Source organism: Chitinophaga costaii (assembly GCF_900094705.1).
GTDB classification, from domain to species: domain Bacteria; phylum Bacteroidota; class Bacteroidia; order Chitinophagales; family Chitinophagaceae; genus Chitinophaga; species Chitinophaga costaii.
On sequence record NZ_FMAR01000021.1, the window covers coordinates 1 to 22,407 of the forward strand.

20 protein-coding genes are annotated in these 22,407 nt (G+C 48.4%); 13 read left to right on the plus strand and 7 right to left on the minus strand.

The annotated features are described in order from the left end of the window. Window positions 1–121 precede the first annotated feature (121 nt). The 5 genes from GA0116948_RS19690 to fbaA all read right to left on the minus strand — a co-directional run bounded on the left by GA0116948_RS19690 (window position 122) and on the right by fbaA (window position 4,248). Complete coding sequence (locus GA0116948_RS19690; protein ID WP_089715438.1) at window positions 122–583, minus strand: hypothetical protein; 462 nt, start codon at window positions 581–583, stop codon at window positions 122–124. Between the two features lie 354 nt (window positions 584–937). Continuing rightward, window positions 938–1,390 carry an META domain-containing protein gene (locus tag GA0116948_RS19695; RefSeq protein ID WP_165798517.1) on the minus strand — a complete coding sequence of 151 codons (453 nt, stop codon included), beginning with the start codon at window positions 1,388–1,390 and terminating at the stop codon, window positions 938–940. A gap of 198 nt (window positions 1,391–1,588) precedes the next feature. Beyond that, complete coding sequence (gene smpB / locus GA0116948_RS19700; RefSeq protein ID WP_089715442.1) at window positions 1,589–2,035, minus strand: SsrA-binding protein; 447 nt, start codon at window positions 2,033–2,035, stop codon at window positions 1,589–1,591. A gap of 27 nt (window positions 2,036–2,062) precedes the next feature. After that, window positions 2,063–2,911, minus strand: coding sequence for an acetyl-CoA carboxylase, carboxyltransferase subunit beta (accD, locus tag GA0116948_RS19705; protein ID WP_089715444.1), 849 nt, complete (start codon window positions 2,909–2,911; stop codon window positions 2,063–2,065). A gap of 269 nt (window positions 2,912–3,180) precedes the next feature. After that, window positions 3,181–4,248 (minus strand): class II fructose-bisphosphate aldolase, encoded by a 1,068-nt coding sequence (fbaA, locus tag GA0116948_RS19710; RefSeq protein WP_089715446.1) that lies wholly within the window; start codon window positions 4,246–4,248, stop codon window positions 3,181–3,183. Window positions 4,249–4,418: 170 nt separating this feature from the next. Between fbaA and GA0116948_RS19715 the strand changes: the two genes are divergently transcribed. Together GA0116948_RS19715 and GA0116948_RS19720 are read left to right on the plus strand one after the other, a co-directional pair. Continuing rightward, on the plus strand, window positions 4,419–6,074 hold the full coding sequence (locus GA0116948_RS19715; protein ID WP_089715486.1) for an amidohydrolase: 1,656 nt from the start codon (window positions 4,419–4,421) through the stop codon (window positions 6,072–6,074). Beyond that, window positions 6,071–6,622 carry a DUF1877 family protein gene (locus GA0116948_RS19720; RefSeq protein WP_089715448.1) on the plus strand — a complete coding sequence of 184 codons (552 nt, stop codon included), beginning with the start codon at window positions 6,071–6,073 and terminating at the stop codon, window positions 6,620–6,622. The genes GA0116948_RS19715 and GA0116948_RS19720 overlap by 4 nt, the downstream gene beginning before the upstream one ends. Here the strand turns inward: GA0116948_RS19720 and GA0116948_RS19725 are convergent, their stop codons facing one another. Together GA0116948_RS19725 and GA0116948_RS19730 are read right to left on the minus strand one after the other, a co-directional pair. Beyond that, entirely contained in the window at window positions 6,623–7,396 is a 774-nt protein-coding gene (locus tag GA0116948_RS19725; RefSeq protein ID WP_089715450.1) for a helical backbone metal receptor, read from the minus strand. Window positions 7,397–7,425: 29 nt separating this feature from the next. Continuing rightward, a complete protein-coding gene (locus GA0116948_RS19730; RefSeq protein ID WP_089715452.1) occupies window positions 7,426–8,784 on the minus strand; it encodes a pyridoxal-phosphate dependent enzyme in 1,359 nt (452 codons plus the stop codon). 180 nt (window positions 8,785–8,964) lie between these two features. Here GA0116948_RS19730 and bioD point away from each other — a divergent pair, with 180 nt between their 5' ends. The 11 genes from bioD (at window position 8,965) to GA0116948_RS19790 (ending at window position 22,154) form a co-directional block, all read left to right on the plus strand. Then, window positions 8,965–9,582, plus strand: coding sequence for a dethiobiotin synthase (bioD, locus tag GA0116948_RS19735; RefSeq protein ID WP_089715455.1), 618 nt, complete (start codon window positions 8,965–8,967; stop codon window positions 9,580–9,582). A 50-nt stretch (window positions 9,583–9,632) separates the two neighbouring features. After that, on the plus strand, window positions 9,633–10,268 hold the full coding sequence (locus GA0116948_RS19740) for a 5-formyltetrahydrofolate cyclo-ligase (protein WP_089715457.1): 636 nt from the start codon (window positions 9,633–9,635) through the stop codon (window positions 10,266–10,268). Between the two features lies 1 nt (window position 10,269). Beyond that, window positions 10,270–11,358 (plus strand): tetraacyldisaccharide 4'-kinase, encoded by a 1,089-nt coding sequence (gene lpxK / locus GA0116948_RS19745; protein WP_089715458.1) that lies wholly within the window; start codon window positions 10,270–10,272, stop codon window positions 11,356–11,358. Between the two features lie 68 nt (window positions 11,359–11,426). Then, window positions 11,427–14,765 carry a ribonuclease R gene (gene rnr / locus GA0116948_RS21530; protein WP_205686165.1) on the plus strand — a complete coding sequence of 1,113 codons (3,339 nt, stop codon included), beginning with the start codon at window positions 11,427–11,429 and terminating at the stop codon, window positions 14,763–14,765. A 240-nt stretch (window positions 14,766–15,005) separates the two neighbouring features. Beyond that, the gene (locus tag GA0116948_RS19760) at window positions 15,006–15,977 is read left to right on the plus strand and encodes a polyprenyl synthetase family protein (protein WP_089715459.1); all 972 of its coding nucleotides are present in this window, start codon (window positions 15,006–15,008) and stop codon (window positions 15,975–15,977) included. Window positions 15,978–16,040: 63 nt separating this feature from the next. Then, window positions 16,041–17,693: an amino acid permease gene (locus GA0116948_RS19765; RefSeq protein WP_089715461.1), complete on the plus strand. Its 1,653-nt coding sequence runs from the start codon at window positions 16,041–16,043 to the stop codon at window positions 17,691–17,693. Window positions 17,694–17,859: 166 nt separating this feature from the next. Then, a complete protein-coding gene (locus tag GA0116948_RS19770) occupies window positions 17,860–18,306 on the plus strand; it encodes a DoxX family protein (RefSeq protein WP_089715463.1) in 447 nt (148 codons plus the stop codon). Between the two features lie 136 nt (window positions 18,307–18,442). After that, entirely contained in the window at window positions 18,443–19,423 is a 981-nt protein-coding gene (locus GA0116948_RS19775; RefSeq protein ID WP_089715465.1) for an aldo/keto reductase, read from the plus strand. Between the two features lie 397 nt (window positions 19,424–19,820). After that, entirely contained in the window at window positions 19,821–20,834 is a 1,014-nt protein-coding gene (locus GA0116948_RS19780) for a Smr/MutS family protein (protein ID WP_089715488.1), read from the plus strand. Between the two features lie 86 nt (window positions 20,835–20,920). After that, the gene (locus GA0116948_RS19785; RefSeq protein WP_089715467.1) at window positions 20,921–21,703 is read left to right on the plus strand and encodes a M90 family metallopeptidase; all 783 of its coding nucleotides are present in this window, start codon (window positions 20,921–20,923) and stop codon (window positions 21,701–21,703) included. 154 nt (window positions 21,704–21,857) lie between these two features. Beyond that, complete coding sequence (locus GA0116948_RS19790) at window positions 21,858–22,154, plus strand: YtxH domain-containing protein (protein WP_089715469.1); 297 nt, start codon at window positions 21,858–21,860, stop codon at window positions 22,152–22,154. Window positions 22,155–22,407 lie beyond the last annotated feature (253 nt).

The window sequence follows — 22,407 nt, forward strand, 5'->3', positions numbered from 1 at the left end:
AATTCATAATTCATAATTCATAATTCATAATTCATAATTCATAATTCATAATTCATAATTCATAATTCATAATTCATAATTCATAATTCATAATTCATAATTCATAATTCATAATTCATAATTAATTAACTTTTCCACTATAATGGCCAGTGATGAAGGTGCTATCGTAGACTAGGGCGTAGTCTATGACGTAGTTGGTGGGGTTGGTTTTGTGGATGGTGAGGGTGCCGTCTGTCAGTTGGGTGAGCTTTTTTAGGGTGGAGTCTGTGTAAGACACTTCGGCCAGGATGAGGCTGTTGTAGCTGGCGGGGCTGGAAGAATCGTAGGGGATGTAACTCCAGGGTGTTACAATGGAGTCTACGGCGAAAGTCACTTTAGGGGAGGTACTATCCGTGGCGTTACCGCTGCTGAGGGTAAGTAGCTGGTAAGATCCGGATGCGGTAACCACGGCGGCATGAGGAGTGGCATATAGGGTTTCGTTGATCGTAAAGGCATTAGGCAAGTGGGTATCCTGGGCCTTGTGGCAGGCAGCAAATAAGGCTGTAATAGTGAGGGCGATGATAGCAATGTTAATATATTTCATATTGTATTATGCACTTATTAAAAGGTTCAGTATTAGGGTGCAACATATTTACTGCAAAATTTCAGACCAGCCCAGCACACATCAAAGTAGCCAAATTATCTATTTCTATTGAATAATGGCCAAATCAAAGCAAAAAAAGAACACACAGGGTCTGCCCCAGGTGCTCTTTTTTCGACTACTCTCACTTAACGTAGGAAGGTTATAAATATTTTCAAGATGGGTAAAATTCGGGGCGCGTTATGATCCCGGGATCATCCTACCCTGAGTTTACTTTGAGTCTACCCAAAGCCTGGGATAAGTCAGGGGTAAAGCGTTCCGTAGGGAGGGGGCGCTGTTCCTATAACCTGTTTTTCTTTAATTACTGCCTAAAATTGCCAGGGAACCTTGTTCGTTTAGAAGTTCCAGCCGGCCCTCGCTTACATCGAAGCGGGTCACTTGGGCCAGGGCTTGTAAGAATTTGTTCTCTACGTCCATGGCGGGGCAGGCCATTTTGGTGGAAATCATGGGGGAGAAGTGCAGTTTGTCGCCCGTAACGGTGAAGGAGCCGCCTATGCTATTGCAGCCGCCATTGCCACTTACCCGGTGTTCGGCCTTGTCGAAGCGCAGGCCGGGACGTTTGCGTAGGCCGGCTGTATCAATAGCTTCGCCCTGCAGGCTTACCAGCTTCCAGTCGGTGCCATACAGCAGGGAAGGATTGGCGGAGGTGGCGCGGGAAGCCTTGGTAGCGGTAAAGGGTTTGGAGGAAGAGCAGGCAGGCCCGAACCAGCTGGCCAGCAGCAAACATCCTATCAGGAAAGTGCTTTTCATAAAAGGGGATTTTAGCAGGTGATCTTTGTGAAATACCTGGCTGTAGCTGCAAATTCCTGGCCAGGTGGTCTTAGATTCTACGGAGCAAGGCATAACAGGTTCCGGCGCATTTTAAATTACAGGATTAAATAGCTGCCTAAAAAAAGCGGCTATCCCTTTTGGAAATAGCCGCTTTGTTATTTGCTGATTGCAATTATGCTATACTTTATAATTCCTACGTAAATCCCGGTCTGCATCACGTTCTTTAATAGCATCGCGTTTGTCATGTTGTTTTTTCCCTTTGCCCAGGCCAATTTCCATTTTGGCGAGGCCTTTTTCGGTGAGGAAAATGCGGAGTGGGACAATGGTGTATCCACGTTCCTTCATTTTCTGTGACCACTTGCGCAATTCGCGTTTGGTGAGCAGTAGTTTGCGCTCCTGCAGGGGGATGTGGTTAGAACTGGTGCCAAAAGTATATTCCGAGATGTGAAGGCTTTTGACAAACAATTCGTTGCCATGGAAAAAACAGAAGGAATCATTAAAGCTCACCCGGCTGGCACGGATAGATTTGATCTCCGTACCAGTCAGCACCATGCCAGCGATATATTTATCTTCTATCGCATATTCATAGTAAGCCGATTTATTTCTTAATTCCAGTTGTTTCATATGTTGTACACTGCGCGGGGCAGGTATTTATTTTGCAAACAATTCCAGCAATACCGCCAGTTGTTTTTTCAATTCTTTACGGTCAATGATCAGATCCAGAAAACCTTTTTCCAGCACAAACTCCGCGCTTTGGAAGCCGGGTGGCAGGTCTTTCTTAATGGTTTCTTTAATAATGCGTGGGCCGGCAAAACCAATCAGCGCACCAGGTTCCGCTACATTCAGATCGCCCAGCATCGCGAAAGATGCGGTAACACCCCCGGTGGTGGGATCGGTCATCAGGGAAATGTAGGGAAGTTTAGCGTCGGCCAGTTGGGTAAGCTTGGCAGAGGTTTTGGCCATCTGCATCAGGGAGAAAGCGCTTTCCATCATACGGGCACCGCCGGATTTGGAAATAATCATCAGCGCTTTTTTGTTGATGATGCAATAATCAATGGCGCGGGAAATTTTTTCACCCACCACAGAACCCATAGAACCGCCAATGAATGCAAAGTCCATACAGGCTACCACCAGGCCATAACCATTTACGGTGCCGTGTGCCACGCGCATCGCGTCAGTGAGGCCGGATTTTTTCTGAGCGTCTATCAGGCGCTGGTCATAAGGTTTAAGGTCTTTAAAGCCCAGGAAGTCCTTGGGGTAAATATTGGTAAAAAGCGCTTCGCCTTTTTTATCGTCAAATATGATTTCGAAATATTCAGCAGAATCAATCCGGTTGTGAAAATTACAATTTGGGCATACGTAATAATTTTCCCGCAGGTCCCTTACGGTATAGGTTTTTTTGCAGCTAGGACATTTATGCCATAATCCGTCCGGCGCTTCTTTCTTTTCACTGGTAGTGGTGGAGATGCCTTGTTTAATTCGTTTAAACCAGCTGGACATATGTTAATATTAAGTTACGAAATACGTAAAGGCGTGCAAGATACGAATAAATAAGACACCCCTTACCTATTCTTAGTTAGATGACGTAATGTGTTTATTATTAGTGACTTAATGGTTGAAAACGCTCATTTTACAGGAAAGGCCGGCACCGTCCCTCCGTAAGCCGCCAGATAGCGGAAAGCAGGGATCACCAAAGGGCAGGTGCTACACCTTTTTATAAGGAAAAGCCCCACGCTGTTACCAACGTGGGGCTTGCCAAATGTATTGGATTAAGCGTTGCGGTTAATGCAGTTCAGGTCATGAAATGCTTCTTCCAGGCGTTTTACGAAGTTGTCTTCGCCCTTACGCAGCCATACGCGGGGATCGTAATATTTTTTGTTGGGCTTGTCTGCACCTTCGGGGTTGCCGAGCTGTGTTTGCAGGTAGCCTTCTTTGGATTTGTAGTAAAGCAGGATGCCTTCCCAAAAGGCCCACTGCATATCTGTATCAATGTTCATTTTGATAACGCCATAGGTCAGTGCTTCTGCAATCTGGTGTTTGGGAGATCCGCTGCCACCATGAAATACATAATATACGGGCTTCTCGGCGGTTTTATGTTTGGCCTGGATGAAGTCCTGGCTGTTTTTCAGGATTTCCGGGCGCAGTTCCACGTTACCGGGGGTATATACACCGTGTACGTTGCCAAAAGCGGCAGCTATGGTAAAGAGGGGGCTTACTTCAGACAAGGTTTCATAGGCCAGGGCTACATCCTCTGGCTGGGTGTACAGCTTGGAGTTGTCTACACCGCTATTATCTACGCCGTCTTCTTCACCACCGGTTACGCCCAGTTCTATTTCCAGCGACATGCCCAGGGGGGCCATGCGTTCGAAATATTTTTTAGAAGTTGTTATGTTTTCGTGAATAGGTTCTTCAGACAGGTCCAGCATATGAGAGGAGAAAAGGGGCTGGCCGGTTTGTTTTTTAAATTCCTCTCCGGCATCCAGTAGCCCATCTATCCAGGGCAGCCATTTGGCGGCGGCATGGTCGGTGTGTAATACCACGGGTACACCATAATATTTGGCTACTTCGTGTACATGTTTGGCACCGGAAATAGCGCCGGAGATATTGGCCTGTAACTTGTCGTTCGGCATGCCTTTGCCCGCAAAGAATTGCGCACCGCCATTGGAGAACTGAATAATTACTGGCGAGTTTACTTTGGCGGCTGTTTCCAGCACTGCATTGATCGAATCAGTACCGATTACGTTTACTGCCGGCATTGCAAAACCTTGCGCTTTCGCATCATTGTACAGCGCTTTCAGCTCGTCGCCGAATAATACGCCAGCTCTGTATTTTCCCATGTGTCATCTAATTTAAAGGAAAGCAAATATATAATCCTTGCCGGCAAAATGCAAATTTGACAGGAATGTTTCGAAAACCACGAAATTAGGTGACCTGGCTCATACCGCAGAAATGCCCTATGGGAGATGTAAAAGCGATCTTTTATATTTATGGTCAAATAACCCAGTTTATGCGTTTTACCGTATTAGTCGTAATCCTGATGCTGGCGTTGGCAGGCTGCCGCTCCAAAAAAACTGCGGACCTGCTGGTGTATAACGCCCACGTATATACGGTAGATAGCAGTTTTAGCACCACAGAAGCGATCGTCATTAAAGATGGAAAAATAGTGGCCACCGGCACCACTCCCGCTATGCAGGAACAGTTTGATGCAAAGCGCACCATTGACGCCCAGGGCCAGTTTATGTACCCTGGCTTTATCGATGCGCACGCCCATTTCGTAGAATATGGTAAATCCCTGTTTGCCGTAAACCTTTATGGATTGGATGATTTTTCTGAAGTGGAGATGAAGGTGAAACTTTTTGCCAATGAACATCCACAGGAGTCATGGATAATAGGCAACGGTTGGGACCAGAACCGCTACCCCGGCAAAGCCTTTCCGGATAATAAACGCCTCAATGTATTATTCCCCGACAAACCAGTCGTATTAACGCGGGTAGATGGGCACGCGGTAATTGCCAATGCGAAAGCCCTGGCCCTGGCTGGTATTAAAGCAGGCGACCAGGTAGAAGGCGGTAGTATTGAAACCCAAAACGGCGTGCTGACCGGGGTGCTGATTGATAACGCCGTGGGCCGCATGGAAGCGGTGGAGCCGGCAGTTGACAAAACCACTTTTGAAAAGTGGCTGTCGCATGCACAAGGCAATTGCTTTGCGCAGGGCCTTACCACCATTACAGATTGTGGCCTGCCTTATATGGCCATCGACATGATCGATACCTTACAACGGGAAGGCAAATTGCAAATGCGCTTATATGTTATGATGGCCGATGATACGGCCAACTACCGCCGCTACTTGGCCAAAGGGCCCTATAAAACAGATCGCCTGTATGTGCATGGGGTGAAGATGTTTGCTGATGGCGCATTGGGTAGCCGTGGGGCCTGCCTGCTGCAAGCATATAGCGATAAACCTGGCTATATGGGCTTTCTATTGCACCCTGCCGCCCATTTCGATTCTATTGCCCACTTGCTTTCTCAAACCGATTTTCAGCTATGTACCCACGCCATTGGCGACTCTGCCAACCGGGTAGTGCTGGGGGTGTACCATAAATATTTGCAGGGTAAAAATGATAAACGCTGGCGTATTGAACATGCGCAGGTAGTAAATCCGCAAGACATTTCCAGCTTTGGCACCGCCAGTATCATTCCTTCCGTGCAGCCCACCCATGCCACGAGCGATATGCGCTGGGCGGGTGAAAGATTGGGCAGCGACCGCCTCCATAGCGCTTATGCTTACCAGCAGTTGCTGCATGAAAATGGCTGGCTACCCCTGGGTACCGATTTCCCGGTAGAAGACATTTCTCCCTTCAAAACCTTCCTGGCAGCGGTTTTTCGCCAGGATACCAGCGGCTTGCCCGCAGGGGGATTCCAGCTGGAGAATGCCCTCACCCGTGAACAGGCCCTGCGCGGTATGACCATCTGGGCCGCTAAGGCCAACTTCCTGGAAAAAGAAGTGGGTAGCCTGGAACCCGGCAAGAAGGCAGATTTTATCCTGTTGGACAAAGATCTTATGCGGGCCAGCGCCCAGGAAGTGTTGCAAACAACAGTACTCGCCACGTATGTTGGCGGCGAAAAAGTTTTTTATAAAGAAGATAATAAAGCGGAAAAATGAGTGAAGTAGCAAAATTATACGCCGTTCCGGAAAACAATTTCAAAGCCATCACCAGTCACGAAATAAACCCATTGGCCATCTCCATCGATCAGGCGCAGTTAAAAGGTAGCGTGCAGGCCCTGATGTTCCTGCTAAACAAAATATTGCTAAGCGACGAAGACACGGAGATTCTTATTAATGCTATCTTTTATCCAGATGCTTTTATTGGCGAACCTGTTACGGACGAACTGGATTTCAGCACCTGGAGCGCATCCAGTTACGAAGCGCTGGGCGATGCGATTCACCATAGCATACACTATCAGTCGCCCCGCCTGGTGGCAGCTATAGATAACCTGCTGGCCGGTCTGGACGAAGTACAGGTAGCAGATGCTTATGACGCAGAAGAGTTAAATGAAAATGATATATACCCCGGCACCTGGAGCGATGACGTAAGAGAAAGCAAATCGTTTAATATGCCCCACCTGGTAAATGACTTCCTGGTACTGAAGGAATTTATACATAAGGCTTGTAAAACGGGTTGTTATGTGCTGTGCTACGCAGCACAATGATCAGGTAAAATGCTGCGAAAAATAGTGCGCCGTATGCAGTAAGCGACTGCCATACCAGGAAAACATTTCCCCATCCACCAGTTTTATTTCCGCCTGCGGAAAAATGGTTTGTAGTTCCGCCAGGTGTGTGGCACCAAATGGGAAAGGCTCTGACGATAATAGTACTAGTTCTGGACTTACCGATTGCAATTGCGCAGTGGTAAGGGTGGGGTAGCGGGTCATACCGGCAAATACATTTACCATGCCGCACTGTTGTAGTATATCATCAATGAAGGTGTGGGAAGCCGCCACCATCCAGGGCTTGCGCCAAATGAAATAAGCCGTTTTACGGATGCGTGGAGGATGCAGCGTTGCAAACTGCTGTTGTATGGCCTGCACCAGGGTGACGGCCACCGAAGCGCGGCCGGTAATGATTCCCACGCGTAGTATCATATCATATGCATCCGGCAATGTGGTAATGTCGCTGATCCATACCGGAAACTCTTTGGCCAGCACCGCTATTTGCTCCTGGTCGTTTTCTTCCTTATTTGCTATCACCAGGTCTGGTTGCAGCGCCCGGATAGCGCTTATGTTCAGTTGCTTGGTACCACCCACGCGAGGTTTGGTACCAAACCATTCCGGCGGATGTATGCAAAACTTTGTAATGCCCACCACCTCCGCCTCCAGACCCAGGTAATGCAGCAACTCCGTTTGCGATGGTACCACAGACACGATGCGCCGCACCGGGTCGTTTAAGTTTACTGTACGCTGTAACTGATCTGTAAATAATGGCATGTAACATAATGATACCAGGCTGCTAGCGATTAATTTCCCAGGGCCTGTATAATATCATATTTAGTAACGATGTGGAAATTTCCGCTGTCGTCTTTGGTGAGAACGGCGCCATTTTCCTTGTTAATGTAGGCGGATAATTTTTCAATGGGCATATCCAGGCTTACCAGCGGGAAAGCTGGCTGCATCATGGTTTTGATGGTGGCATCCTTAATCTGTGCATCGTCTATCAGGCGCAGGAACAGGCTGTTTTCTGATACAGACCCTACTACCTCATCTTGCTGTAATACGGGGATATGTTCAATATCAAATTTCCGCATTTTTGCAATGGCGTCGCTTACTTTTTCATCCGGTTTAATGGTAACCAGCGGCTGGCCGGCGCGCGCGTTTACCACGTCTTTCACCGTTTTTACATCGAGGAAACCGCGTTCCATCATCCATTGGTCGTTATACACTTTGCCCACGTAGCGGCTGCCATGATCATGGAAAACCACCACCACTACGTCTTCTGGTTTTAATTGCGCTTTCAGTTGCATTAACCCAGCCAGGGCAGAACCTGCGGAGTAACCTACAAAAATACCCTCCTCTTTGGCAATGCGGCGGGCCATCACGGCTCCGTCTTTGTCGGTCACTTTTTCAAAATGATCGATCACGCTCATGTCGTAGTTCTGGGGTACAAAGTCTTCGCCTATGCCTTCGGTAATGTAGGGATATACTTCGCTCATGTCCAATTCACCGGTTTCAAAATATTTTTTCAGCAGGGAGCCATAGCTATCAATGGCCCACACTTTTATAGCTGGGTTCTTTTCCTTCAGGTACTTGCCGGTGCCGGTTACGGTGCCGCCAGTGCCGGTGGCTACCACCAGGTGAGTCACTTTTCCGCTGGTTTGTTCCCATATCTCAGGACCGGTTTGTTCGTAGTGAGCGTCACGATTAGCCAGGTTATCATATTGGTTTACATACCAGGAGTTGGGTACTTCTTTTGCCAGGCGTTTGCTGACGGAATAATAAGAGCGGGGATCTTCTGGTTCTACATTGGTAGGACATACTATCACCTCGGCCCCAAGGGCTTTAAGGATGTCCATTTTTTCTTTGGACTGCTTATCCGTGGTAGTGAAAATGCATTTGTATCCTTTTATCACTGCTGCCAGGGCCAGGCCCATACCCGTGTTGCCAGAGGTGCCTTCAATGATGGTGCCGCCAGGTTTTAGCCAGCCGTTTTGCTCGGCCACTTCCACCATTTTTACGGCCATACGGTCTTTAATGGAATTGCCGGGATTAAAGAATTCCACCTTGGCCAGTACGGTGCAGGGTAGGGAGGCGGTAACTTTGTTAAGCTTTACCATCGGGGTATTCCCAATTGTTTCGAGGATGTTATTATAAATATGCATACACGTGCTTTGGAGCTAAAGAGCTTGATTTCTTGCGAAAATAGGGGAAAATGTACAAGGTGCAATGTGCAGGCTGCAAGGATAGGAAGGGAGCGGTCAATAAAATTTTCTCCGCATAAGTGGCAGGTAGCAAGTACCTTGCGCCCGGTACATTGTTCAGAAGACACTACCTTTGCGCCCATGGACAAGTTATTTATTACCGGTATCGGCACCGGCGTAGGGAAAACGGTAACTGCCGCCTGCGTAACGCAAGCGCTGCAAGCCGATTACTGGAAACCGGTGCAGACCGGGCTTTTAGAAGGCACAGACCGGGATACGGTGCGCAGCCTGGTGAGCAATGACTTTACTGTATGCCATCCGGAACTATATAGATTAAAGGAGCCTGCCAGTCCACACCTGGCAGCCCGTATGGAAGATGTAAAGATTGAATTGAGGCCCATTATAGACCAGGCAAAGGTGTACCAGCCAGTGCTGCGCCCCCTGGTAATAGAAGGCGCTGGGGGCATTATGGTGCCGCTGAATGAAGACCAGTTTATGCTGGATATGGTGCTGGAGATACAGGCACAGGTAATTATTGTAGCCCAGCTTTACCTGGGTAGCATTAACCACGCTTTGCTCACAGCGGAATTATTACGCCAGAAAGGTGCGCCCGTGCTGGGATGGATCTTTAACGGTCCGGAACATTCCAATGCAGCAGACATTGTGCGGTGGAGCGGCTACCCGCTGCTGGGCCACATTCCTTTCACAGCAAAGCTGGACAAGGCATTTGTAAAAGCGCAAAAATTTAACTTCCGCTAGGCTGCTGGCAGCAGGGTGCCCTGGCGGCAACAATGGGGGCATAGGCTGTTATGCCATCCTCCAGGCTTATCCGCCACCACCGCCTTTTACTCAAACTGAAAAACGTAATGCCCACTAAAACAGACCTGCGCGCTACCTTCCTGGAAAAGCGCCTCCACCTTTCCCCGGAAGCTATGGCAACAGCAAATAACGCCATCATGGCCCATTGCCAGGCACTGGATTATACCGGCATCCGGTACCTGCATCTCTTCCTGCCGATAGATGATAAAAAGGAAGTGGATACCCGACCCCTGGCCGCATGGCTGCGGGAGGCGCATCCGGAGGTCAATTTAGTGCTATCTAAAACAGACATGCAAAGCAGTCAAATGCTGCACTATCTTTGGGACGAACAGACCCAATTCATCCAACACCGTTATGGTATGACGGAACCCGCCGGCGGTATGTTGGTGATGCCCGCTGCCATGGACCTGGTGCTGGTACCCCTGCTGGCATTTGATCTGCAAGGCCACCGTGTAGGTTATGGTAAGGGTATGTACGACCGCTTTTTACAGCAATGTCGCCCCGATGTGCAGATCATTGGTCTTAGCCAGTTTGAGCCGGTGGAAAGTATCGACGACGCAGCGGAATGGGACATCCGCCTGCGCAAAGCGATTACACCACTGGCCATTTATGAATTTAATAGTTAAAATGAACGTATTGAAGTACTTGAAGTTCCTGTTGTACCCCTTCTCCCTGCTCTATGGGCTGGTGATGTGGCTGCGCAACCGGCTCTATGATAATAAAGTACTCACCGCTGTGGAGTTTGACCTGCCCGTGATTGCCGTTGGCAACCTGTCTATGGGCGGCACTGGCAAAACGCCCCACGTGGAGTACCTTATCAAACTGCTCCAGGATAGCTACCCGGTGGCCACCCTGAGCAGGGGCTACCAGCGCAGTACGCGGGGATATGTGCTGGCCAACGACCGCACCACGGCCAACGATATTGGTGATGAACCCATGCAGTTTCACCGCAAATTTCCCGGCATCAAAGTATGCGTAGGCGAGGAGCGTATGCTGGCCATTCCGCAGTTAGTGGGCGACGCGCCAGACACCCAGGTGATCCTGCTGGACGACGCTTTTCAGCACCGGTCGGTGAAACCGGGGCTAAATATTCTAATCACCGATTACAGCCGCCGCTTCACCAAAGACCACGTCGTGCCCTTCGGTTATTTGCGTGAAGGCCGCAAAGGCTACCGTCGGGCAAACATTATTATCGTCAGTAAATGTCCGCCCGAACTGGACCAGCAGGACATGAATGCCATCCGCCAGGAAATAGCACCACTGCCCGGACAACAAGTGTATTTTACCTGCTTGCAATATGGACAATTGTACGACCTGTTCAGCGGAGAACCTTTTCGTCCCGCAGACTACGATGCAGTACTACTCGTCGCCGGTATTGCGCGCCCGGAGCCGCTTTTAAGCAATCTGCAACAGTTGTTTCCAAAGGTATACCTGCTGCCTTTTCCGGATCATTATTATTATAGTGTACGCGATTTGGAGAAGGTGCGCAAAGAACTGGATGACTTGCCCGGCGCGCGAAAACTCATCATCACAACGGAGAAAGATGCGGTACGTTTACACCTCCTCCAAAGCGAAATTGAAGCCCGCCAGCTTTCCATCGGAGTGATGCCCATAGAAATTTCCTTCCTGGATAACGCGGGAGATTCATTTAATAATTATATTTTTGATTATATAGCGCATACACTGATTTCTGCTTCGGCAGAAAACAATGCTTGAAAAAACACCGGCCGGGAATGCATAAATTGGCCGAAACTAACAACTACTAATACCAAGAGAACATCCCAATGTCAAGAAAAAAGAACAAGAAAAAAACGAATCCGAACAGCAACAATCATAACAATCACCAACAGCGTCATCATCAGCAACAGCATAACAACGCCCCCGCCCAGGTGTTCCAGGGCAAATTAGAAACCACCCGCTCTGGCATGGCCTTCGTAATTGTGGAAGGTGTGGAACGCGATATCATGGTGCGCCCGCATGACCTGAACACCGCGCAGAATGGTGATGAGGTAACTGTGAAAGTAGTACGCCAGGGCAAAGGCCGCGCAGAGGGTATTGTCACCAAGGTGATCACCCGCAAGAAAAATGAATTTACTGGCACCCTCCAGGTGAGCGAAAACTTCGCCTTCCTGGTGTCGGATAAAAATGCTACCCTCCCCGATATTTATATTCCACTCACGGCACTCAAAGGTGGTGTGAATGGCGATAAGGCACTGGTAAGGATTACCAACTGGGGCGGAGAGCCGGGTAAAAGCCGAAAGCCCTCCGGCGAAGTAGTGGAAGTGCTGGACGCCCGCAACGCCGGCGACCTGGCCATGAAAGAAATCCTGGTAGATAATGGCTTTAACCTACACTTCCCCGATGAAGTAATGGCCGAAGTGGACCAGTTGCCCTTGGAAATAGATGCCGCCGAAATTGCCAAACGTAAAGACTTCCGTAAAATACTCACCTTTACCATAGACCCGCACGACGCCAAAGACTTTGATGACGCTATTTCCATCCGACTGCTCAAAACTGGTAATTATGAAGTAGGTGTACATATTGCAGACGTAAGCCACTATGTACGTCCTGGCACCGCCTTGGATGCAGAAGGCTATAAACGCGCCACCAGCGTGTACCTGCCAGACCGCGTACTGCCTATGCTGCCTGAAAAAATATCGAACGAACTGTGTTCCCTGCGCCCGCATGAAGACAAACTTACTTTCTCGGCCATGTTTGAAATGACGAAAGACGGGAAGGTGAAAAATAAATGGATAGGCCGCACCGTCATTCACTCCGATCACCGCTTCACTTATGAAGATGTGCAGGAAGTGATCGAATCCGGCGAAGGCCCTCATTACCGCGACGAATTATTATTGCTCAATACCATGGCCCGCGCCCTGCGGGCAGAAAGGTTTGCCAACGGCGCCATTAACTTTTCCTCCACCGAGGTGAAGTTTCAACTGGACGAAGAAGGCAAGCCCATTGGCGTTACACTAAAAGAAAGTAAGGAAGCCCACCAGTTGATTGAAGAACTCATGTTGCTGGCCAACCGTACCGTGGCAGAATATGTGTCCGGCCTGCGTGTTAATGGCAACCCCGTTCCTTTCCCTTACCGCGTGCATGATAATCCAGACGAAGAAAAATTGAAAATATTTGCCGTATTCGCCCTGCAATTCGGTTATAAGTTTGACATGCATACCCCCGAAACGGTGGCTGCATCTTTTAATAAAATGCTGCAATTAGCCCAGGGCCGTCCGGAGCAGCATGTGCTGGAAACAATGGGCATCCGCACCATGTCTAAGGCCGCTTATACTACCTCCAACATTGGCCACTATGGCCTTGGATTTGAACATTACGCTCACTTTACATCCCCCATCCGCCGTTATCCTGACGTAATGGTACACCGCGTATTACAGGAATGTCTGAGCGGTGACATCCATCCGGATGCGGAAATGGAAAGCAAGTGTAAGCATAGCTCAGAAATGGAACGCAAAGCCATGGAATGTGAACGGGCTGGCAATAAGTACAAGCAGGTAGAATATATGCAACAATTTATTGGCGATACGTTTGAAGGCGTGATCAGCGGCGTGAGCAACTTCGGCTTCTGGGTAGAAACCGTGGATACCAAATGCGAAGGCCTGGTGAGCATTCACAGTCTTACGGCTAAAGACGAATTCCATTACAATGAAAATGAATATGCCCTTGTGGGCGCTAACACCGGCATTAAATTCTCTATCGGAGATCGTGTGAAGATTAAGGTAATGGCAGCCAACCTGGACAAACGCCAGTTAGATTACGACCTGGACGAACCAGGTTATGGCAGGGTAGCCGGCGATATTACACAAAGGAATGTAGGCCGTGGCCATGGTCAGCATGCCGACCGTGAAAATCGGGGTAATCGCAATCGCAACCGCGACCGCGATCACAAGAATAAGAATGTGGGAGATGGAGAGCAGGCACCAGTTGTTCCAAACGAAGGACCCAAACGGCCTATTGTTGCCTATCAGCATAAACAGCCACTGGCTGAAAGCGGTGATAACAAAACTACACCGGCCAGGGTACAACCTATTAGCGGAGAAACGCCACCCCCCAAGCTGTCTAAAAACCAAAAACGCAAGCAACGCGCTGCCGCCAAAAAGCAACGTGCTATTGAAGAAGCCTTACAGGCCAAGAAAGAGGAGGAAGCCGGCAACGGCACATTTCCCGTGGAAACACCTGCTGCGCCGATATCTCAGCCGCTTGTTCCGGCTGCCGGGAAAAAAGGCAAAGTAAAAGATACCACGCCAGTAAAAGAAAAAGTATCACAGCCAGGGGCCGAATTGCCTGTACCTGCAAAGAAGGAAAAGAAAAAGGTCGTAACAGCCGGTAAGCCATCTTCGAAAAAAGCAGCGCCAGCCGGCAAACAGCCGAAAGAAACTGCCGCAAAAGCCAAACCCGTTGCCAAGCCTACAGCCACCGATAAAAAAGCCAAGAAAACAACACCGGAAAAAGTGGCCAAGGCCGATCTGAAAAAGGTGAAAGCACAGGCCAAAGTACCGCCAGCTAAAAAGCTGAAAGAAGCCGTAAAGTTAGAAAAAATAGTGGCCAAAACAGCCAAAGCAGCTACTAAGGCGCTTACCAGCCAACAGGCCAAAGCGGAAAAGAAAAAAGCCGCCGCCATTGCCGCCGCCAAAAAATTGAAAACTAAAAAGGTGGAAGCGCCCGCGAAGAAGGCCCCGAAAAAGGCAGAACCGGCGAAGAAAACAGTTGCCAAAAAAGTGAAGGCAGCACCGAAGAAAAAGGCCGCCGCCACACCAGCTAAAAAAGATACGACCAAAAAATCCATCGCACCAGCTAAAAAAGCCGTAACTGCTGCAAAGCCAAAAGCCAAAGCTAAGCCCGTTGCCAAGCCTAAAGCCGCCGCCAAGAAAGCTGCCGTGAAAGCCAAGCCTAAAGCCGCCGCAAAGAAAGCTGCCGTGAAAGCCAAGCCTAAAGCCGCCGCAAAGATCAAACCGGTGGCCAAGCCTAAAGCCGCCGCCAAGAAAGCTGCGAAAGCCACTCCAAAAGCCAAAGCCAAAACAGCCACTAAGGCGAGTCCCGCCAAGGTGAAGCCTACCGCTAAAGCTGCTGCCAAAAAAGCCGCACGCAAAAAGAAAAAATAATCGTTGATAAAAAAGCCAATAGCAAAGCACCCGCTTTGCTATTGGCTTTTTTATTGTACTATGTACCTGGTATTAAGTCCAGGATATTATGACCTGTAATATAAGATGTGCCGGGTATCCGGCGTTCTATCAAAGTGAATGTAGGTGCTAAGCAACACTTAATATCACTTACACCCTACATTTTACATCATACCTTGTCCAACAAATTTTCTTTAGTTTGCAAAAAAATGAGAGGCCCGCATGCATTCGTTCCAAGAGTTAATAGCGCAGTTTGAACAGCAATTCAGTCAGTGGCAGTTTCCCGGCGAGCCGGCCACTTTATACGAACCCGCCGGTTACATCCTGGGCATAGGTGGCAAGCGCATACGCCCGGTACTCACCCTGATGGGCAATGAACTGTTTGATGAGCTGCACCCGGATTCCTTTCAGGTGGGTAATGCCATAGAACTGTTTCACAACTTCAGCCTCATTCACGACGATATTATGGATAAGGCGCCCCTGCGCCGTGGCATGCCCACTGTGCATGTTAAATACAATGAAAGCACCGCCCTGCTGGCAGGTGATGTAATGCTGATCTACGTGTACCAATTCCTCAATAAAGTACAGCAGCGCTATCAGCAAAAACTTATAGCGGTGTTCAACAAAGCCGCCATCGAGGTATGTGAGGGTCAGCAATTAGATATGGATTTTGAGAAAAAGGACCCGGCACAAGTGCAATATGCTGACTATGTACACATGATAGGCCTGAAAACTTCTGTGCTGCTAGCTTCCAGCCTGCAGTTGGGTGCCATCATTGGTGGCGGCAGCGAAGGACACCAGGCGCATTTGTATGAATTTGGGAAAAACATTGGTATTGCTTTCCAGATACAGGATGATTATCTTGATGCCTTTGGCGATCCCGAAAAATTTGGAAAACAGGTGGGCGGCGATATTCTAGTCAACAAAAAAACCTTTCTGTTGCTAAAAGCACTGGAAATGTGCAATGGCGTGCAACAACAAGAGCTGCGCCGGTTGCTGACTTATACCGGCCATGATAAGGTGGACCGCACCCTGCAAGTATTCCACGATTGCAAAGTTGATGAATGGGCTCAGCAGGAAAAAGAACGCTATACCCAACAAGCCTTCAACCATTTGGAGGCCATTGCCGTGGTATCTGGCCGCAAAAAAGCCCTGCTTGAAGTGGCAGATTTTCTGCTGCACCGGCAACATTAACCACATCTTTAATTATATTAGACCTTACAATAAAACCTCCTCCCTCATCAACCTGTATCATTTATGTCCAATTCCCTCTTTCGTAAGAAATCCCTCACTACTATTTTAAGAGATGCCCAGGATGGACTGAACGACGGCCATGGAGGAATGAACAAGGTGTTGGGTGTTAAAGACCTAACTGCCATGGGCATTGCCGCCGTAATTGGCGCAGGCATTTTCAGCACCATTGGCCAGGCATCTTATGACGGAGGGCCGGGCGTTACCTTCCTGTTTATTATCACCGCCATTACCTGCGGATTCTGCGCCCTTTGTTACGCAGAATTTGCCTCCCGCATCCCGGTATCGGGCAGCGCTTACACTTACTCTTATGTGACATTTGGTGAACTAACGGCCTGGGTGATAGGCTGGGCGCTGATCCTGGAATATGCGATCGGCAATATTGCTGTATCCATTTCGTGGAGCGGATATTTTAATAACCTGCTCGAAGGGATAGGCCTGCACTTCCCGGAATGGCTGGTGAATAACTACGATAGCGCTACCGAACAGCAATTGGCCAGCGCTCCGCACCTCTTTGGAATACCGGTCATCCTGAACCTGCCGGCCTTCCTGATCGTGGTCATCGTAACCTACCTGGCCTACCTGGGTATTTCTGAAAGTAAAAAAAGTGCCAACTTCATGGTAGGGCTTAAAATAGCCGTGATATTAATGGTGATCGTGGTGGGCGCATTTTATGTAAACACCGGCAACTGGCATCCTTTTATGCCCAACGGATTTTCCGGGGTACTTAAAGGCGTATCTGCCGTGTTCTTTGCCTACATTGGCTTCGATGCCGTGAGTACCACCGCCGAAGAATGTGCCAATCCCCAGCGCGACCTGCCCAAAGGCATGATGTATTCCCTGATCATTTGCACTATTTTATACATTGCCATTGCGCTGGTGCTTACCGGCATGGTGTCTTATTCCCAACTGAAAGTGACCGATCCGCTGGCCTTTGTATTCACCGCCGTAAAATTAAACTGGGTGAGTTACCTGATCTCCGTGAGCGCCGTTGTTGCTACCACCAGCGTGTTACTGGTATTTCAGATAGGGCAGCCCCGCATCTGGATGAGCATGAGCCGCGACGGCCTGCTGCCAAAACCGTTTTCCCGCATTCATCCAAAGTTCAGGACCCCTTCATTTGCGACCATCATTACCGGCATTATCGTGGGTGTACCAGCACTGTTCCTGAACCTTACCATCGTTACAGACCTTACCAGTATCGGCACTTTATTCGCCTTCATCCTGGTATGCGGAGGCGTATTGCTGCTGCCCAAAGAAGACCCGGATACCGTAGGTAAAAATTTCAGGGTTCCCTATGTGAACAGCCGCTACATTATACCCATACTGGTCATTGGCTGCGCCTTTTTCTTCCGCGGAGTGCTGGCCAGTCGGCTTTCCTTTCAAGGTGGTTTTGAGGTTTGGAAACATAATATTCCCTTCTTCTTTTTCGTAGTGGCCACCCTGCTCATGGCAGTGGGCTGCGCACTGCGCAACTTATCGCTTATACCGGTGCTGGGTTTGCTGAGCTGCTTTTATTTAATGACCGAAATTGGTATTAAAAATTGGATAGTGTTCGGCATCTGGCTGGTGATAGGGCTGGTCATCTATTTTAGTTATAGCTATCGCCATAGCAAGCTGGGCAAGGATTCTGACATTCCCAAAGTAAATTTGGCCTGATCTTTAGCCTGCTATCTTTTTGCAAAAAACGTCCCTGCCTCTCCTGCAGGGACGTTTGCATGATAGGCCCTCCGCTATGCTCCGGGCGTTAACATTTGATGCGGGATTTTTTAAGTAACTTAATAGAGCACCACGTTTTGAACTTAGCAACTTAAAACTGAACGTTATGAATTTACTAGATCGCATCGGCGGCTGGGGAGATAATCATCATCCCCGCTGGCTGGATATTGTACGATTTTCATTAGGTATTTTCTTGTTTTGGAAAGGCATCATGTTCGTGCAGCACCGCGATGATCTGATGGCCTTGATTAACACTAAACGGGACCTGGCAGTATTGTCGATGGCACTGTTCCAATTTATTGTTTTCGCCCACCTGCTGGGTGGCTTGTTCATTGCACTGGGATTACTCACCCGCCTGGCCATTCTGGTAAACATTCCCATTTTGCTGGGCGCAATTTTCTTCTTTCATACACCCACCGGCCTGTTCTCGGCCCACAGCGTGATGTGGCAATCCGTTACGGTACTTTGCCTGCTTGTGTTCTTCCTGGTAGAAGGTAGTGGCCCCTGGTCTATAGATGGACACTGGCGCCGTCATCCGGAAGAAGTGGCATAAATACATTTTAGGTACTGGTGCAAAAAGATAGGTCGTTCTGCCAGCCGGAACGGCCTGTTTTGTTTTGTAATTGGGCTACCTTTAAGTGCAACATCCATTTAAAAGTCATCTAAACGGATATTATAAACAACATTGTATGGAGTACATAAAATTTGGCAACACCGGCATGAAAGTGTCGCGGTTGTGCTTGGGAACAATGACATATGGGAAACCCACGGACCGCTGGCCCTGGGCCTTGGAAGAAGCCCAAAGCCGCCCTTTCATTCAAAAAGCGCTGGAGCTGGGCATCAACTTTTTCGATACGGCCGACATTTATTCTTATGGTGTGAGCGAAGAAGTAGTGGGCAAAGCACTGAAAGACTTTACCACCCGCGATGCAGTAGTGCTGGCCACCAAAGTGTTTAACCCCATGGGCCCCGGTCCCAACGACAAAGGCCTGTCCCGCAAGCACATCCTGAGCGCTATAGATGCCAGCCTGCAACGCCTGGGTACTGATTATGTAGACCTCTATCAAATACATCGCTGGGACTACGAAACACCCATCGAAGAAACCATGGAAGCCCTGCACGATGTGGTAAAAGCAGGAAAGGCCCGCTACATTGGCGCTTCCTCCATGTATAGCTGGCAGTTTGCAAAGGCGCAGTACATTGCCGACCTGCATGGGTGGACACGCTTTGCTTCCATGCAGCCCCACTATAATTTAATTTACCGCGAAGAAGAACGGGAAATGATTCCCTTCTGCATAGATCAAAAAATAGCCGTTATTCCCTGGTCGCCGCTGGCACGCGGCCTGCTTACCGGCAAAAGATCCAAAGACCGCAACGAAACAGACCGCGCCAAAACGGATAGCTTTGGCAAATCGTTATACGACTTTCCTACAGATTTTGATGTGGTGAAAAGGCTAGGGGAGATGGCCGCCAAAAGAGGCGTACCCGATGCACAGCTAGCCCTGGCATGGATGTTATCTAAACCGGGCATCACCGCCCCTATCATTGGTGCCAGCAAACCAGGTCACCTGGAAGATGCCGTGGCAGCACTTGCTATAAAACTGGACGCAGTAGAAATAAACCAGTTGGAAGAATTATACCAGCCACACCCGGTATTAGGCTTTAACTAACCGGTATCATCAAGCCGTACAAAAACAGGCACCCTTGCCCCGCTTAATGGACCGCAGTAGGTTTCTCATTTCCGCCTGGAATATTTTGCAGGCTGGCTGCAACCAAAGTTGCCGGGAATGCCTGTTTCTTTTGTAGGCACACAGCCCGTATTGTCTTGGGTATAGCACGTATGTATAAAAAATCAAATGCCGGTACTTGCTATTATAACAAGCATTTTTTTATTTCAACATACATAGGAACATTGCATATATCGGCCATCAGGTTTAATGAAGGCAAAGTATACGCTTTGCAATATCAGCAGGAGGTGTTTAGGGAGTGATCCGGGCCAGCCTGCTATTTGGCTGCGGTATGTTGCATTACCACTTTTCTCTCCCAAAACTGCCGTATTTTTGCGGCATGAAATACGAAATAGGAGACCAGATCATCCTGCTCCATTCTAAGGAAGAAGGCAGGGTAATCGACATTATCAACGACAAAATGGTCATGGTCGAGATCGGGAAAGTACAATTTCCTGTATACCTCGACCAGATAGACTTTCCTTACTTTCATCGCTTCTCCCAAAAGAAAACGCTGCCCTCCATCAAGCCCAACCTTACCCGGGGGGAAGAGTTGAAGAAAGAGAAAATGAGTGGCCAGATCCGTATGGAAAAAGGTGTGATGCTTTCCCTACTCCCCGTATATGCCGGTCGTGGTATGGAAGAAGAAGTGGAACTGCTGAAATTTCACCTGCTTAATGAAAACGCCACTGCTTATAACTTTAGCTTCCAAATATACCTGAATCATCATTTACACCTGGAAATACGTAATACCATACTGCCTTTCAGTAATTTTTACCTCGCAGACTTGCTGTTTGAACATCTGAACGATGCACCCCGCTTTGAATTCACTTTCTCCTTGAAGGAACCAGATCCTAAACTGGCGCCTACCTTTCTTAAAACCTGGAAAATGAAACCCAAGCAATTGTTTCAGCAGCTCAACGATCTGCATATGCGCCAGGGCGCTACACTCAGTTTCCCGCTGTTCGATAAGTACCCGGATAAACCTGTGGCTCCCGACTTCGACCTTCCAGCCTATAACAGCCATTCGGTAAATAGTATCACCCTCCAGCTCAAGCCCAAAGAGCAGCCCAAACAGGAAATAGACCTGCACATCGACAAACTGACCGAAGATTGGAAGGGCCTTACTAACCTGGAAATACTGGGCATGCAACTCAACGAGTTCCAGCACTATTTAGACCTGGCCATCGCCCATCATCAGCCCAGCCTCATCGTGATTCACGGCGTAGGCAAAGGCAAGCTGCGGGACGAAATTCACAGCATCCTCCGCCTTACCCGCGAAGTAAATTATTTCGTAAACCAGTACCACCCCAAATATGGTTACGGGGCCACTGAAATATCTTTTAAAAAATAACACAACCTGAAAAGTTACAGGAACAGGGTACTCTGCGGCGTTATACTGTAACTTGTACTTAATACAAGTACCAAAAATATTTTCCCATGTATATACTGATTGGTTTTGCGGTATTGGTGTTGCTCCTGTACGGGCAATATTTGAAAAAAAAATTTATCCGCCGCAAATTGGCCGTGCCGGCTGGTTTGAAAACATTACTGCAAAACAATGTAGCCTACTACCAGCAGTTGACCGACACAGAAAAACAACGCTTCGAAAAAGATTGTTCCGACTTTCTGAAACAGGTAAAAGTAGAAGGAGTAGGCGCTACGGTAGAAGACCTGGACAAAGTGCTGGTGGCTGCCAGTGCGATCATCCCCATTTTTGGCTTTAAGGATTGGAAATACTTTAACCTGACCAATGTAATCCTGTATCCCGACACTTTCAACGAGCAATACCAATTTGAAGGACAGCCCGATGGTCATGAGCGCAACGTGTTGGGCATGGTAGGTAGCGGCGCCATGAACGGGCAGATGCTGCTCTCCCAACATGCCCTTCGCGAAGGCTTTTTGCAACAGGGGCATGGCAATACCGCCATTCATGAATTTGTACACCTGCTGGATAAGTCGGATGGGGCGGTAGATGGTATTCCCGAAAACTTGCTGGAACATGCCTACAGTGTACCTTGGTTACAGCTTATTCACCACGAAATACAACGTATAAAGGGTGGGCATTCAGATATCAATCCTTATGCGGCTACTAACCCGGCAGAATTTTTTGCGGTGGCTTCCGAATACTTTTTCCAGCGGCCCCATTTACTGGAAAGCCATCATCCGGAATTGTACACCATGCTAGTACGCATTTTCCACCAGCAACCGGGTAAAAATTAGCTTTGTAAGGGATTTCCTACCACAATTTGAGGTCATTATCAACCAGATTCCACAGTAGCAGCAGGGCGCAAACCGGCCTGATATTTGGATTCTTACTCACATCCGGCACAGTCGGTGCCAGTGATAAAGATTCTTAACATCAAAAAGCCATTTTATGTCAAAAGTATTAACAGGCGCATTCATTGGCCTGGCGGCTGGTTTTGCCGCTGGCCTGCTGCTAGCTCCAGAAGCCGGTGAAGATACCCGTGAAAAGATTAAGGATACTGCCCGCACATGGCAGCGCAAAGCTAAAAATGTATTAGGAAACACTGCAGACGATCTAAGTCACCTGAAAGACGTTTTCAGCAAGCAGATCGCTGGTCTGCAGGATGATGTAAGAGAACGCGTCCTTAACATTCTGAGCGAAGGTCAGGATACGGCAGACGACATTCGTCGCAATGTTAAATCTTAAACAGATTTTTTCTAAACGTATAATCAACACGTTTTCTCATGACGGCCATACTGTTCGCAAGCAGTATGGCCGTTTTATGTACATCCTCTACCGCTAAACCATTCATTTTAATAATTCCTCCTGGTGAGGCACTTTATTTGATAACGTTTCCTTAACATTGCTGTAAGAAATTCCACGTGCATATTGGTAACACACTATTTTATTCCTGTCTGAAATATTCTCAAGATGTAACCCTCTAACCAAAACAAGTTTT

Coding starts and splice junctions, on each gene's coding strand:
- GA0116948_RS19690 (WP_089715438.1), bottom strand. CDS start 583: ATGAAATATATTAACATTGCTATCATCGCCCTCACTATTACAGCCTTA.
- GA0116948_RS19695 (WP_165798517.1), bottom strand. CDS start 1,390: ATGAAAAGCACTTTCCTGATAGGATGTTTGCTGCTGGCCAGCTGGTTC.
- smpB (WP_089715442.1), bottom strand. CDS start 2,035: ATGAAACAACTGGAATTAAGAAATAAATCGGCTTACTATGAATATGCG.
- accD (WP_089715444.1), bottom strand. CDS start 2,911: ATGTCCAGCTGGTTTAAACGAATTAAACAAGGCATCTCCACCACTACC.
- fbaA (WP_089715446.1), bottom strand. CDS start 4,248: ATGGGAAAATACAGAGCTGGCGTATTATTCGGCGACGAGCTGAAAGCG.
- GA0116948_RS19715 (WP_089715486.1), top strand. CDS start 4,419: ATGCGTTTTACCGTATTAGTCGTAATCCTGATGCTGGCGTTGGCAGGC.
- GA0116948_RS19720 (WP_089715448.1), top strand. CDS start 6,071: ATGAGTGAAGTAGCAAAATTATACGCCGTTCCGGAAAACAATTTCAAA.
- GA0116948_RS19725 (WP_089715450.1), bottom strand. CDS start 7,396: ATGCCATTATTTACAGATCAGTTACAGCGTACAGTAAACTTAAACGAC.
- GA0116948_RS19730 (WP_089715452.1), bottom strand. CDS start 8,784: ATGCATATTTATAATAACATCCTCGAAACAATTGGGAATACCCCGATG.
- bioD (WP_089715455.1), top strand. CDS start 8,965: ATGGACAAGTTATTTATTACCGGTATCGGCACCGGCGTAGGGAAAACG.
- GA0116948_RS19740 (WP_089715457.1), top strand. CDS start 9,633: ATGCCATCCTCCAGGCTTATCCGCCACCACCGCCTTTTACTCAAACTG.
- lpxK (WP_089715458.1), top strand. CDS start 10,270: ATGAACGTATTGAAGTACTTGAAGTTCCTGTTGTACCCCTTCTCCCTG.
- rnr (WP_205686165.1), top strand. CDS start 11,427: ATGTCAAGAAAAAAGAACAAGAAAAAAACGAATCCGAACAGCAACAAT.
- GA0116948_RS19760 (WP_089715459.1), top strand. CDS start 15,006: ATGCATTCGTTCCAAGAGTTAATAGCGCAGTTTGAACAGCAATTCAGT.
- GA0116948_RS19765 (WP_089715461.1), top strand. CDS start 16,041: ATGTCCAATTCCCTCTTTCGTAAGAAATCCCTCACTACTATTTTAAGA.
- GA0116948_RS19770 (WP_089715463.1), top strand. CDS start 17,860: ATGAATTTACTAGATCGCATCGGCGGCTGGGGAGATAATCATCATCCC.
- GA0116948_RS19775 (WP_089715465.1), top strand. CDS start 18,443: ATGGAGTACATAAAATTTGGCAACACCGGCATGAAAGTGTCGCGGTTG.
- GA0116948_RS19780 (WP_089715488.1), top strand. CDS start 19,821: ATGAAATACGAAATAGGAGACCAGATCATCCTGCTCCATTCTAAGGAA.
- GA0116948_RS19785 (WP_089715467.1), top strand. CDS start 20,921: ATGTATATACTGATTGGTTTTGCGGTATTGGTGTTGCTCCTGTACGGG.
- GA0116948_RS19790 (WP_089715469.1), top strand. CDS start 21,858: ATGTCAAAAGTATTAACAGGCGCATTCATTGGCCTGGCGGCTGGTTTT.